We start from the raw sequence: 12,833 nt of genomic DNA on the forward strand, positions 1-12,833 counted from the left end.
TTGAGTTGTTCGTCTAACACTTGATTTCGCTGGCGATCAATTTCTAGCAATTCTTGGAGATGATCTTGTAGTGTACTGACTCGTTTATTTTCTAGATTTTGGAATGCTTCTGCTATTTTCCCTATGGCTTGCTCTATCTTATCTACTGAAGTATCTTCCTTGTAAGCTATTTCAGCACCAAATGACCAGCCAATAATACTTGAGAGTAATGCACTTGCAATTGCCACAAGCATTTCACTTAAATCTTTTAAGCTGCTAATTGCAATTTTTCCTGTGCCCAACAAACCAATAGCAACAAAAAAACCAATTAAAGTATGTAAGTAACCAGCAGTTTGTATACGCTCTCCTGCATAAAATTTGAAAGTGGGTGATTTAGCTTTCCATCCTAAATATATTAAAATAAACATATGGGCTGTACTTAAAACCAAGAGAACCAAACTTAGTTCCTTTGCAAAAAAAATAATCAAGACACCTAAAGGAATACTAAAAATTATGCCTCCAATGTAAAATAAGAGGAAGAATGATCGGCTAGGTTGAAGGAAATTGCTAGAACTTTTCATTAGATAAAGACTTTATATTTTATTTTTCTCAAAAAGTGCCTTAATCCAATCTATGAATCGAAGCATTTTTTGGTTTGGCTTACTATTAGATTGAAGCAAGCTACTCATACCGTCTGGCTCTAGGAAGCATTTTATAGCTAATAGCTTTCATCTTTCTGCGCCCAATCTGTAATAGGAAGAGGCTGAATAGGAGTACCTGCTTGGCTACTAGAAACTTTTTTGAGATAGTCAGCAAGCCAGTAGAATAGTTCCCGAAATTTTAAGCCATCAAGCATTAGGGGTTTTGTATTAGAAGGAGTAACTTGTCTGAGGCTAATCATATCTGCGCCTTGAACTCCCACTACAAAAAAATTGAGTTGGTTTGCTTCAACAAGATTTTTGACACGCTGAGCTGCATTTTGTAAATCATCTGTAGGGGAACTACCAATAATTAAAAATAACCAAGGTTTGCGATGCTGAATTTTTTTCTTATCGTAGTTTCTCTGGTAGCTTTGTATTTCATTTAGTGCTAATTCAATTCCCTTACCTACCGTAGTTATTCCTTCTGCTTTGAGTGGTGAGGGCACAAATTTATCCATATTTACGAATTCTTGAACTCGCCGCCCATTACTATTACAGGCTATGATGGCTAACTCTACACATTGGGATACATTACTATTAGGTTCAAATTCTCGTTTAAAGGTAGTAATTCCTGCATTTAAGTGATTAATTCTTTCACCAGACATAGAAATAGATGTATCGAGAAGGAGCACCACTGGAATACGAGGTTGAATAGATTCTGTCGGTAAACTTATTTGTTGGTTACTTGCAGGAAATACGCCTGTAGGTTGTTGGATGGGAAGTTGTTGTATAGGGGTTCCTAGATTTAATCGATTTCTAAATGCATCTAAATGCTCTAACTGCAATAACTGAAAAGTATTTGATAATGGATTTCCAGAGCTATTATCACCACCCATCATAATTTGTGGGTAAGTTATTTGTATTTGACCGAATGCTTCAGCCCATTTTCCTTGTGATTCTATGTGGGCATAAAAGGCGGGACTGAGAACTTCAACTCTGTCACGAAAAGCCTTAATCTGCATTTGAATAATTCTTTCTTGATTTGAGGTTTCAATCTCTTTTTCTTGGCGACGTGTTTCTAAATGTTGCTGATCTGCTTTTGCTTTTGCAGTTTCTCTTTCAAGGTTAATTTGAATATCCATTTGCTCGATTTCAAACCTTGCTTGAGCATCAATGAACTGTGCTTGAGCTTGTGTTCTTGTTTGTTCTTCAAGCAATTTTCGGCGTGCTATTTCAGTAACTTGTTGTTTCTGAACTAAATCATGCTCTAATTGAGCTTCTGCACCTTCTTGCCTAAATTTATCCAAGTGTTCCGGTAGATCAATCTTTTCAATATAAGTACCACGTCCTTCAACGCCAATCTCTTCAAGAACGTTATTTATATAGTCCCTCGCCTCTTTTTCACAACCATTTTTGTCATCTTGAAACTCCATTGCTGTTTTACCAGTAGCGGCTTGCTGAAAATGGCCAGAAACTACTTTGGTTAAGACACGAGTAACAAGATTTCTAATTGCTTGATATCTCTTAACTGTTCCAGAACTATTGCTATTTAAATTATTTTTAACTGTTGACGTTGGGTCTTCTGATGACTGAGATCCAATTAGACAAATCATCTTAGGAGCATTTTCTGGTGCAATACGAATAATTTGGGTAAACTGAACCTTAAATTCATAACCATCGTATGAAGTTAGCTTCAATGTACTCAATTTTGCATCGTAATTTAAAGGATCTTTTGTCTCGTCTGACCAGTTAAGTATAATTTGGGTAGTTGGAACTAGCTTAACAGTTTTAACTCTAGTATTAATGGCATACTGACCAGCAGTCAGAGGTATGTTCTCAACTCCTTTATATCCAGAATCGACTAACTGATATAGAGACTCACTCTTATCTAAAGATGTATTTTTGTTATCATTCTCTTTATGATATTTTTTACCAATAGCAGAGATAACTACTCCGACTTCTTCATGCTCAATTTTAGTTATTGGTACTTGCTCAACCTCAACAAACCAAGGATTAAAATTCCATTCTCCTTCTAAGAGAACTTCTTCTTGTAAGCCTTTGTATCCTCCTAAATCAATGAACTTTTGCCCATCTTGGTAATTGTAATGTCCTTCAATTTTTGAGCCTGCTATTTCCTCTTGGGGAAGTGTTTTTCCAATTTTTGTGGTGACAATTCCAATCCGCTCTGACTTGATTTTATAAACCTTTAATTTTTCTGGATTTTCACCATATTTTTGGGCATTGGCAGTAGTAATTACGGTAAATATATCAGTATTGATATCGTAGTCACCAGATGTAAGGATGGCAAGTTGCTTACCTTTTTGACCGCCATTTTGTAAAAATGCTTGAGCATTCTGAAAGCTATTACATTCCACAACCCTGCCTAATATTTGTTCTGATGACATAGCAGCACCATCGTTGGCTACCACTAATCCAATTTCTCCTTTAGGAATCCTAATTCTTGGGAATTTACGAATGTTAAATAGCTCAGTGTTAATATAGTATTTACCTTCTCTAAGAACAGCAAGCTGTTTACCAGCTTGACCACCATTTTCTAAAAATGCCTTAGCATCTTGAAAATCACTACACTCAACTGTTTTGGCAAAGTTTTTTCCTGATAACAGTGGTTCTCCATATTTGGCCTCTACTAACCCAAATTCTCCGGAGAAAATTTCAATAGCAGAGATTTTCCGAATCTTAAATATATCTGTATTAATGTAATATTTTCCTGTTCTCAGAATGGCAAGTTGTTTACCAGCTTGACCACCCCGATCAAAAAATGCTTGAGCATCTTGAAAGCAATTACATTCAACAATTTTGGCAAAACTTTGTCCTTGTGTTATTGGCTTTCCATCTGTGGCTTCTACCAATCCTATTTCATCAGTAGCAATCTCAGTAATAGGAACTTTACGAATACTAAATAAATCTGTGTTAATCCGATAATTTCCAGCCGTTAAAATAGCACGCTGCTTTCCTTTCTGACCACCTTTTCTCAGAAACTCATTCCCATCTTGAAAATTATCACAATCAACAACTTTACCAAAGCTTTCTCCTGGTTTGGGAGAAGCTCCATCTTTCGCTTCTACTAATCCAATTTCTTCTGAACCAATATTAGTTATTGAGACTTTACGAACCTGAAATAAGTCGGTATTAATCTGGTAAGTATTTGGTGGTAGTATGTCAATTTGTTTCCCTACGTTACCACCTTGAGCGAAAAAGGCCTGTGTATCTTGAAAATATTTGCAATTAACTCTCGTACCAAAATTTCTACCTAGTTTTAGAGGAAGACCATCTTTCGCTTCTACAAGTCCTATTTCGTCTGGTTGAATTTTAGTTACTGATGCTTTGCGAATGCTGAACATTTCCGTGTTAATTCGATAAGTACCAGTGGTCAAAATTGCTCGCTGCTTACCTTTCTGACCTTTATTGTCAAAAAATGCTTGGATATTTTGGAAGTCTTTGCACTCAACTACTTCTCCAAAAGTTTGTCCGGGTTTTAGAGGTTCACCATCTTTTGCCTCTACTAACCCAATTTCTTCTATACCAATCTCGATAACTGGTACTTTAGTAATGGTGTACATCCAAGAGCCATATCCCCAATGTATTCCGGGGTAGAGAGGTTTGGCTTGAATACCGGGTTCTCCATTAAGAGCAATTATTCGTCCAGGAGGGAGCCGAAGAGAAGGGTTAATAGTAAATTTCTTGTTGACAATCCCAATTTCATTGTTATCAATCCAGATATAAAGTTTTGCTCCGATAGTAACTGCGATTATTACTGCAATTAGAATCACACCACCTATCAAGATAATTGTTGCGATCGTACCAACTGAAATTTGTGCAACAATAATGGGTACGGAATATCTTCTTATAGGTATTGTTATTAGCTGAGGAGTTAGACTATAGAAGCTTGTGTTTAAGGATATGGCTCTAGTGGGATATTCATTCAATACTAAGATTGGAGATTTTTCTACTACTAAGGTTTGTGTTTGAGATTTATTTGTAATAATTAAGGGGATTATGGTTACTAAAAGTACTAAAATTGTTAATTTTCCAGGAATCTGTTTTTTTTTCATGATTTTCTGATTCTATTTTTAGAGTTTATAAACAAGTAAACAACCGAGGTAGAAGATATTCAAAAGTTTCTTTCCAAGTCTTCCAGGAAATTTCTTGATTATTAATATCGGGAAAGCTTAAAGAAGGGAGATGTCCCTTGTTAGCATCAAGGGAAAATTTAAAATTATCATACCTTTTTAGCCAGTTTCCGTTGACACACCAGTTAGTGCAAACACAAAATTTCTTTTCATATGTTGTATAATTAAACTTCCCCGGTTCGCCCTTACATTCAAGCCAAATTTTTGCCTGTACACTAAAGCCAAATTGACCTTTGCTGTGATGTATCCAGAGTTTGTTTATGGTGTTGAGAGTTTCGTCAGAGAACTTTTGAATATCTTTTTTTTGCAACCACCCACTTTCTTCTCTGTCAGCGATTTCGAGCATGATCTTCATGGTTTCTTGGTCAGCCTCTTTCCAATTTTCTGCTGCTAAGAGATCACGTAGAGGTGCATAGTTAACTTCTTCTTGAGGAAACGGAGCAACTTTATCGCTTTTGTATTGAGGGGAAGATACAGGAGTTGGTTGGCTTTTTTGTTGGGAGACAGGTTCAGAAATAGGAGGGTGAATATCTTCTAGATAGTTCTTTCCCAGTAGTTGAGGTGTTAAGTGACTAATAATTGGGATGGAAATCTCTAGCTCGGAAATTTTGCTTATTTCTTGCCTCAGTCTCTTTATTTCTTCCTGACATTCCTTTATTCTCTCTTCATATTCAATTTTCTGAGTTAAACTGGCATTGATACAGAGTTCACGCTCATAGCGGACAAGTTTTTTTTGCCAATCCCTCAGCACGTCTTCTAGGTCTTTGTGTAACACTCTTTATCTCCTAACCAGTCGCTTGATTACGGACCAGGTTTTGTACATGAATCCCTCTGTATCCATCTCCAGTTCATAAGAGGCGATCGCTGGAATCAGTGGCAGAACTACTTTCAACTTGGCTGAGGCGGGCTTGTCCAAATCTTCCAACTTAGCTCGGATGTCTTGTAGTAGAAAAACTAGTTGCGGGGGGTAGGAGGTAGAGGGGATGTGCTGAATGCACTTAACAGCCTGCGCTACTTGAACAAGTTGAGTTTCAGCTTCCTCCTCAGAGATGACAATCGCTTCTCTTGGATAAAGCTCCCAGTATTCTGCTTCGTATCTCCGAATATCAGGGACAATCTCTCGTTTAATCCGCTGTCTCAGCTCAAACTTGGCAGGAGTGCTAGCGGTTACTATCAAATCACTTTCAAAAGAGCCTAGTTTTTCATACAGCAGATCCAAGAGTTCCTCTAAATCTGCTAACCTTTGGCGATCGCTCATCAAAAACTTCTCCCCTTTTCTCACCAGTGAACTATTTCTTTACCAAAGCCTGTAGCTGCACTATTGCTGCTGCCAAATTCGATTCTCTGGCAGTTAACCAGCAAATACCACCAAGATAATCGGCTTCATGTTGACGTGCATATTGCGTTGCTAATTCAGTTTTGCCGACACCACCCATACCAGCAACAGCAGAAATTGCTACTGCATCTTGCTGCAACTTTTTATGCAGTAGAGTCAGTTCATGCTGCCTTCCAACAAAGTTGGCAGACCCTTGAAACGGAATATTATTTGGGGGATTTAATTTTACCCGTTCCCATTCGGGCGATTGTAGTCAAAATTGGAAGGTATTACCAGTAATAGTATCAGTTCCACCTTTAATATTTATTCCCTTCCAATTCTCAATCACTTTATTAATTTGCGGCTGGGACTTTACCGTTTGTGCCAAAGCTTCCACATATGCTCTAATTTCTGGATCTGCATAAGCTTCTTTCTCTACCTTTTCCACCAAAACTGCTTCACCATAATCATCTGGCCGCTGTTGGGCTAATTCTGGATGTTGTGCAACCCGTTCTATAGCACTTCCAGTTTCTGGTGACTTACGCTTCAGCAGTTGCAGCAACTTACCGCCTTGTTCAAAGGCTTGGTCTATAATAGCATAGCCTGTTTTATCTAGTGTTTTATCCATTAGCAGATATAGAAAGGCGATCGCCCCAGCAGTTAGTGGCTCCATGTACTACCTCGTAAGCGTGGCATTTTATTTACTTATATACCACATGGTTTCTGTTCTAAATTCCGTAATCGAGATAAAAAGTTTATAGGCTTAAGTTTCGATTTGTGAGTGATGTAGCATTACACGAAGGGGCATTTATGTCGTTCACAACGTTCACAACATATACTCTGGGTAAGGATTTTACGTTGTTTATGTTTTTCACAACTCGGACTTAAGCATCTCTTTGGATACTCAGTCAGCATCTGTTGAAAGGGGAGTGATACGCCGTCATAAGTGTAAACATTCATCTAAATATGTCAGAGCGCTCTCACTCTCACTTTTCACGTACTTCGCTTACGTCGTTAAAATGACCGAACTTATAATTAAACAACGATGCTTTAAGGCTGCCAAAACATCATTGTTGTTGTTGTTTAAGAAGAATTTCTAGAACGACATAAGGGCATTTATGTGGAATGCGCCTGTACAATTAGAGTTGCCAATGCCGCGTAACACGGATGTACAGCATTGGCTTCCAGAATGTGCGGAGTGCTGCCAACCCCTGTTGAGCCACTTGCAGCGCCAGCGGTGACTGAGCGCCGCGACAATCTTGGCTGCTGACTCAGGATCAAAGTTCGGCGCTCGGTCAGCAAGTGGCATCCAAGGGAGTCCAGGGGGTGGGCGGAAGCCCGACTGTGCAACCAGTAGACCAATTCGGGGTCGTGCGAAGTGTCACAACTGGGGGAAGTCCCAAGCGTAGCCTGGTGTTCCTTTGTTGACTTGGGCTTCCACTTTTTCAAGTTTTTGGACGTAAAAGTCAACCTTGTACTGCTTGTAAAGCTCCTTGGCTTTGCTAAGGTGATTTAGCCCAGATTCCTTATCTATAGGGTTTTTGGTGGTACTCCAGCGTTTGAGTTGGATTTCAGCCAGTCGAGTGTGAGCTGGGGCTGAGTTGGGGTTGATTGCCAGGATTTGTTTGTAGATGGCTTCTGCCTCCGAACTATTGCTAATGCCTTTATTTTTAGCTAGTTTGAGCAGTTCACCTTCTGCCCGTGCGCGTGTAGTGTCGTTAGATGATTGTGTATTTTGCCACAGTTTTGCTTCTTTAGCTTGCTGCTCAAGTGGGGCTTCGTAGACTTGACCGATAATCAAACCACCGATACAAGCGCCAAAAAGTAGTTTGCGTATCATATTTATACTATTGTTTATAATGGTTCAAATCTGTCGTTTCTAGTTGGATAACTCTTTGGCGTGACTCTTACCCGTGCTGGTGATGAGCCATCCGCAATGCACAGGTAGCCTTCTAGGGGTGGTAGGTTTTGCAGTTCACTAGGCAGTACTGCTGCTGTCTCCCTAATCTGCTCGCTTTGGCTGATCCCACCGTCATTGTTCTGGCTATAGTTTTTAGAGACGGTAACATCAATCCTCTCCTGCACGCCAATCATTTTGGAGAATTGTTCTGCCGTAGCTCCATCCCGAATGTTAAGGATTAGCTTGGTGGCCACACCTTGAAGAATAATCCTGGCTCCCCTCTCCCCATAAATTTCTTCCATCTGTGCCGTAGTCTGGGTCCCAATGAAGGCACTACCGCCAAACTTCCTGCTTTCGGATAGTAGCCTGGGCAAGCTTTTCAGTTGGGAGAGTGCGCCCAATTCATCAATCACCAGGGCTGTCTTCAGTCGTCGGTTCTCATTACTGAGCAGTCCCCTAAGCATCAGTTCAAAGCAAGTGGTTACTAGTGGTTTGAATGCTTCGGCGTCATCCTCGAACAGCGGGAGGAATATCCACCGATCATCATCATCCCTGCCCCATTTGCTAAAACTAAAGTCTGCTGGTGCTGGACATTTGGTTAAGTACTGATAGAAACGGAGTTGGTTGATTGCCGTCGCCAGTACGCTCCCTGCGGTGTTGCCCGATTCGCCCTCAAAATACCTCATGGATACCGTGCCAGCAAGAAAATCCTTCAGTTGCTCCAAACTAAAGCGAGTAAGTACCTCCCAAACCTCGGTATTAGAGTATGTACGCTCGTATACATCGGCTATGAGATTCTTGGCTGCATCACTAAAGAATCGCTCTTTGGGGTCATCTGGTATGAGTCCTGCTGCAATTGTGCTGAACTGCGCCCCCTCTGACCGATGGCTCCACCCAACACTGCGAGCATCCCTCGGATTAAAGATGACATCGCCTTCTGAGTAAAGCTTCTCCATCAATTCTCCATTGCGGTCTAGCACGATAACTCGCCAATCTTCACGCTGGCGTAAGGTGTGCAGCACTTGTAGGATGGATTGAGACTTTCCCGATCCTGGGGCACCAAAAAAGCCGAATGATAAGTTCTCCAAGTAGTTGGGTAGTACAATTCCACCAATTTCAAGCTTTGGGGTGATGGGTTGCTTCCCTTGTGGTTTGAGCAGTTGGGTTTCTTTGGTTACTAGCTGGCGTTGGAGTTCTTTGGCTGTGGCTAGTGTAGTACCTCGTAGTACCTTGTCTGTTAGCACCTGGGGGATTAGCACAAAGGCAGCACCCACAATCAAGTTCAACCGCCACACTCCACCCCACCCCAAGCTTGCTGCTAGTAAAAGAAAGATGGCTGTTGTTATTGCTGCCACTTTTACGGGGTATTCCCCTCGACGTGGCAACCACCAAGCAGTAATTAACAGCAGCGGGAACAATGGACCAAAGAACTTTGCCACCTGATAAGCTACAAGCCCTGCTGCCAAGCCAATGCCAATTTTAATTAAACCTGTAGCATCAAATTGTGTTGCTTCTTTATCAAACATCACCGACTCCTTTCTTGATACTGTTGCTGTTGTTTCTCTCCTGGGCTAGGCTGGGTGATACCGTACTGGGTACGAATTGCCTGCAGTCGTTCCTGTAGCGATAGGTTCGCCCAATCCTGCTGTTGTGACTGTGCCGATAGTTGCTGCCCCTGGAGCCGATATTCGATATTGCCTGTTGCCAGTAACTTGCTGCCATCCGATTGGCGATCGCCCACTAGGTCTACTGCCAGTTTGGTTGTTGCTTCCAGTCCTGCACCCACCAGTTCACGGGTAGTGTCCTTGAAGTAGTCAATTCCTCCCTTGATGGCGTCACCAATCTCCTGGGCTTTTGTGGAGAAATTCTCTTTAATGCCATCCATCCATTTGGTTAGTCGATTCTCCTGTGGTTTGGGGGCTTGTTCTAGGCGTTCTGCCTGCTGCTTCTGCATCGACTCCAACTGCTTTTGGATGTCAGCAATCTGCTGCTGCATCTGGGCGAGAGTTTCAACCAGTTGTTGGTTGAATATTGTGGGGTCAGTCTGCGCGATCGTCTGGGCTTGAATGTCGATTGTTGGTTGCTCTTGTCCTGGTGGAAGTTGTGGCAGTTCTGCTGCTGGCGCTAGTGCTGGCTGTGCTGCTTTTTGGCTCTCGTATTTGTCAGCAAAGTATTGCCAATCTAGTCCCATCTGGCTCATTAGGTGAATGCCATTGGGGGTGAACTGTTTCGCCCATTCTCCAAATATGGGGGATGCATCTCGCAGGTAGTAGTCAGTACTGAGATAGCCAAACTCTTTATCCAAGTAGATTTGGTTATTGGCTTGTTGGTTTTCTGGGTCTTGCGTGGGTGATTGGGTGTCGAACTCTTGCTGTGGTTCTGCTTGTGGTTGGATGGTTGGTCGCTGGTTTAGCAGTTGTGCTTGTAGTGGGTCTTCTTCTGTTTCTTTGGTTCGCCCATTGGCTCGTTGCTTGTTGATGCTGCGAATGTCACCATTCTCATAGCGAAATACTTCTTCAATTGCTGGTGTGTAGAGTGCAATTTCTACTGTACCTTTAGCTGATTCTGTGAGATTGACTGCTGCTTCCAGTTTTTCCAACTCGAATGGTTTGATCCGGTCGATATTTGGCTTGTTTTCTACACCAGTGCGGTAGACTGTGGTTGTCCCCACTTTTACGGTTAATCCGGACTGAGACGAATCAAACTGAGAAGCAAAATCATTGATGATGCGGTCAAATCGTTCCTGCTGCTCCTTGTCCAAATAACGTGACATACTTTAATTCCTCGTTTGGTGCATACTATTGGCGATCGTGCTGGCAGTTACCTTGGGTTGAGGCAGTTGCACGCCACCAAGTTTATTGAGGATGATTTGTCCCGACACTTCCACATAGGAGCATTTTCCATCTACCCAAACTTGAATCACCTGGGATTGCCCTATGTCAGCTGGTAAGTTGATGTACTGCACCGAGTCATTTTCAAAGTGGATGTGTGGTTGTAAGGCTTGGTCGGCGTAGTAGATTTCAATGCGATTTGGTTTATAGTTAGCTGGCAGTGGAGCATCATTCCAACAATCAGCAGCATTCCAAATTGCATTGGGATATTTGTACCGCAGTTGTGCTGACTGGGGTGGTAGTTTACGTACAATTAGCGCTTGTTCTTCTGGTAGTAGTTGCGTCATCGCTCGATTCCTCTTGACTTACGTTGTTGTTGTGTCTGCTGTTGCTGTTGTTGCTGTTGAGTGAGATATCTTTCAAGCATTTGTTGGGCTAGGTTTGGGTTAGCGATTAGTTGTTGTATGCGCGGATCGTCGCGTTGGGGTTCATACTCCGTCCTTTCCTTCAGTCCATTGAAGGTGTACCCAGGTCCCAAGTGGGTGCCGCTAAATGCTTGTGACTGCATCTGAAAGCTGATGCCCTTTGACTTACCAGTGCGCGTAAATCCGGAGCGTACTTCAATCCCTTGTAGTTGCAACCGGGCTATCATCAGTGGCATTGGTGGTTTATCCTGTACTGCATCATCAATCGCTTGCTGGAGTTTCACCTTAATGGGCAGTTCTGGTGGTGAGGAGCGATTGCCATTTTCGTACTCAGACTGTTCGCGCATCATGCGGCGGGTTTGTCCTGTACTGACTCGACGGGCTTGTTTCTCACGGCTACCCTGTACTTGAGTTAGTCCGTACTCTTTTTCAAGTTCTCGTAGTACCTTCTCGGAGCGCACATAGTCCCACCCATCATGTACCACCTTTGCAGTATCCAGCCTAATGCGACTAGCTACAATATGGATGTGGTCGTCGTCAGTGTTGTTGTGGCGGTAGGTGGCGAACTGGTTGGATTCAAAGCCCATCTGCTCCATGTACTTGTCAGCAATCTCGCACCACTGCTCATCATCCAGGCGATCGCTCTTGGCTGCTGATAAACTGACGTGATAGACTGCTCGCTCAACATCTGGGTTAAGCTGGCGAGAGAGTTTAAATTCTCGTGCTAACTCTCTGGCGTTCCGTCCGCTCATGTTGCCACCAATTAACCGAGAACCTGGACTGGATTCGAGATAGTCCAGCAATCCCCTAAATCCCCTACCCTTCTTCTGCTTCCCAATCATCCTCTGGTTCCTCCGACTCAAAGTCGTCCAAAACATCCACACAAGCTAGTTGTCGCCTGCACTGGTGTAGTAAGTCCAAAAGTTCCTCCAATAGTTTTGGATCTACTGGTGGCGAGTACCCCACTTTGATGGCGGTGTTGGTTGCTTTAGTTAATTGGTTAAGGTTATTCCCGATGCGTCCCAACTCCTGGTATGTGGCAAGGGATATTTTGCTAAGTCGCTTGGGGAGTGGTTTCCCCAAAGTTAAGCGCCTTATTAATTCACTAGCTGGCATTCCCGCATCCTTCGCTTTTATGCGTAGCCAGTCTAGTTCGATATCGCTCAAGTGTACTGAATAGTTGTGTGTTCTTTTTGTGGCAGAAGACAAGCATTTTTTTGGCATAAATCTAGAAGGTTAATGATGCATTCGACTGGGGGTTCTCCAAGGGGTACTCCCCTTGGACAAGCCTGCCCGTGCCGAGCGTCAGCGACGGATTGGCATAGCCAAAGGGCATGGCTTGCTCCCCACCCACCCCACCGGAGACGAGAGGACTCGAACTACCCAGGACGGGGGAGCAATGCGACTGTCCTGGGACTACCCAGGACGCGGGGACGACTCCGAGATCCGAGGGCTACCCACTCCCTGGGGGAAACGCGGTAGTTTGGGGGCTACCACTCATGAGGGCAACTCTGGGATTCCCCTTATGGAGTAACGGGCGTGAATCAGAGTATAGCTATTAGGTTTTGAAGTAAATATGATGACTAAACGA

Annotated in this window: 13 protein-coding genes; 1 reads left to right on the top strand and 12 read right to left on the bottom strand. The window is 42.7% G+C overall.

Annotated elements, in window-relative coordinates:
* From ICL16_RS20035 to ICL16_RS20090, 12 genes are all read right to left on the bottom strand, one after another.
* The coding region (locus tag ICL16_RS20035) for a hypothetical protein (RefSeq protein ID WP_202895629.1) at positions 1–560 on the bottom strand (560 nt) is incomplete at its 3' end.
* A 137-nt stretch (positions 561–697) separates the two neighbouring features.
* Positions 698–4,693 (bottom strand): VWA domain-containing protein, encoded by a 3,996-nt coding sequence (locus tag ICL16_RS20040; protein ID WP_190831120.1) that lies wholly within the window; start codon positions 4,691–4,693, stop codon positions 698–700.
* 25 nt (positions 4,694–4,718) lie between these two features.
* Entirely contained in the window at positions 4,719–5,546 is an 828-nt protein-coding gene (locus ICL16_RS20045; protein WP_190831124.1) for a GUN4 domain-containing protein, read from the bottom strand.
* 3 nt (positions 5,547–5,549) lie between these two features.
* Positions 5,550–6,029 (bottom strand): hypothetical protein, encoded by a 480-nt coding sequence (locus ICL16_RS20050; protein WP_190831127.1) that lies wholly within the window; start codon positions 6,027–6,029, stop codon positions 5,550–5,552.
* 31 nt (positions 6,030–6,060) lie between these two features.
* Complete coding sequence (locus ICL16_RS20055) at positions 6,061–6,246, bottom strand: hypothetical protein (RefSeq protein WP_202895630.1); 186 nt, start codon at positions 6,244–6,246, stop codon at positions 6,061–6,063.
* Between the two features lie 114 nt (positions 6,247–6,360).
* Positions 6,361–6,759, bottom strand: coding sequence for a hypothetical protein (locus tag ICL16_RS20060; protein ID WP_190831130.1), 399 nt, complete (start codon positions 6,757–6,759; stop codon positions 6,361–6,363).
* A gap of 708 nt (positions 6,760–7,467) precedes the next feature.
* Complete coding sequence (locus ICL16_RS20065) at positions 7,468–7,926, bottom strand: hypothetical protein (protein ID WP_190831133.1); 459 nt, start codon at positions 7,924–7,926, stop codon at positions 7,468–7,470.
* Between the two features lie 14 nt (positions 7,927–7,940).
* Positions 7,941–9,512 (bottom strand): type IV secretion system DNA-binding domain-containing protein, encoded by a 1,572-nt coding sequence (locus ICL16_RS20070; RefSeq protein WP_190831142.1) that lies wholly within the window; start codon positions 9,510–9,512, stop codon positions 7,941–7,943.
* Positions 9,512–10,759: a hypothetical protein gene (locus tag ICL16_RS20075; RefSeq protein ID WP_190831144.1), complete on the bottom strand. Its 1,248-nt coding sequence runs from the start codon at positions 10,757–10,759 to the stop codon at positions 9,512–9,514. Before ICL16_RS20075 ends, ICL16_RS20070 begins: the two co-directional genes overlap by 1 nt.
* A gap of 3 nt (positions 10,760–10,762) precedes the next feature.
* Positions 10,763–11,164 carry a hypothetical protein gene (locus ICL16_RS20080; protein ID WP_190831146.1) on the bottom strand — a complete coding sequence of 134 codons (402 nt, stop codon included), beginning with the start codon at positions 11,162–11,164 and terminating at the stop codon, positions 10,763–10,765.
* Positions 11,161–12,084, bottom strand: a complete 924-nt coding sequence (locus ICL16_RS20085) for a relaxase/mobilization nuclease domain-containing protein (RefSeq protein WP_190831148.1) — start codon at positions 12,082–12,084, stop codon at positions 11,161–11,163. The genes ICL16_RS20080 and ICL16_RS20085 overlap by 4 nt, the downstream gene beginning before the upstream one ends.
* Positions 12,059–12,466 (bottom strand): plasmid mobilization protein, encoded by a 408-nt coding sequence (locus ICL16_RS20090; protein ID WP_190831150.1) that lies wholly within the window; start codon positions 12,464–12,466, stop codon positions 12,059–12,061. The genes ICL16_RS20085 and ICL16_RS20090 overlap by 26 nt, the downstream gene beginning before the upstream one ends.
* A gap of 55 nt (positions 12,467–12,521) precedes the next feature.
* Here ICL16_RS20090 and ICL16_RS20095 point away from each other — a divergent pair, with 55 nt between their 5' ends.
* Positions 12,522–12,776, top strand: coding sequence for a hypothetical protein (locus ICL16_RS20095; protein ID WP_190831152.1), 255 nt, complete (start codon positions 12,522–12,524; stop codon positions 12,774–12,776).
* Positions 12,777–12,833: the final 57 nt, after the last annotated feature.

This window comes from Iningainema tapete BLCC-T55 (genome assembly GCF_014698965.1).
Classification (GTDB): Bacteria; Cyanobacteriota; Cyanobacteriia; order Cyanobacteriales; family Nostocaceae; genus Iningainema; species Iningainema tapete.

What these genes read in the sequence shown, in the direction of transcription:
- ICL16_RS20040 (WP_190831120.1), bottom strand. Translation starts at nt 4,693, where the DNA reads ATGAAAAAAAAACAGATTCCTGGAAAATTAACAATTTTAGTACTTTTA.
- ICL16_RS20050 (WP_190831127.1), bottom strand. Translation starts at nt 6,029, where the DNA reads ATGAGCGATCGCCAAAGGTTAGCAGATTTAGAGGAACTCTTGGATCTG.
- ICL16_RS20060 (WP_190831130.1), bottom strand. Translation starts at nt 6,759, where the DNA reads ATGGAGCCACTAACTGCTGGGGCGATCGCCTTTCTATATCTGCTAATG.
- ICL16_RS20065 (WP_190831133.1), bottom strand. Translation starts at nt 7,926, where the DNA reads ATGATACGCAAACTACTTTTTGGCGCTTGTATCGGTGGTTTGATTATC.
- ICL16_RS20070 (WP_190831142.1), bottom strand. Translation starts at nt 9,512, where the DNA reads ATGTTTGATAAAGAAGCAACACAATTTGATGCTACAGGTTTAATTAAA.
- ICL16_RS20075 (WP_190831144.1), bottom strand. Translation starts at nt 10,759, where the DNA reads ATGTCACGTTATTTGGACAAGGAGCAGCAGGAACGATTTGACCGCATC.
- ICL16_RS20080 (WP_190831146.1), bottom strand. Translation starts at nt 11,164, where the DNA reads ATGACGCAACTACTACCAGAAGAACAAGCGCTAATTGTACGTAAACTA.
- ICL16_RS20085 (WP_190831148.1), bottom strand. Translation starts at nt 12,084, where the DNA reads ATGATTGGGAAGCAGAAGAAGGGTAGGGGATTTAGGGGATTGCTGGAC.
- ICL16_RS20090 (WP_190831150.1), bottom strand. Translation starts at nt 12,466, where the DNA reads ATGCCAAAAAAATGCTTGTCTTCTGCCACAAAAAGAACACACAACTAT.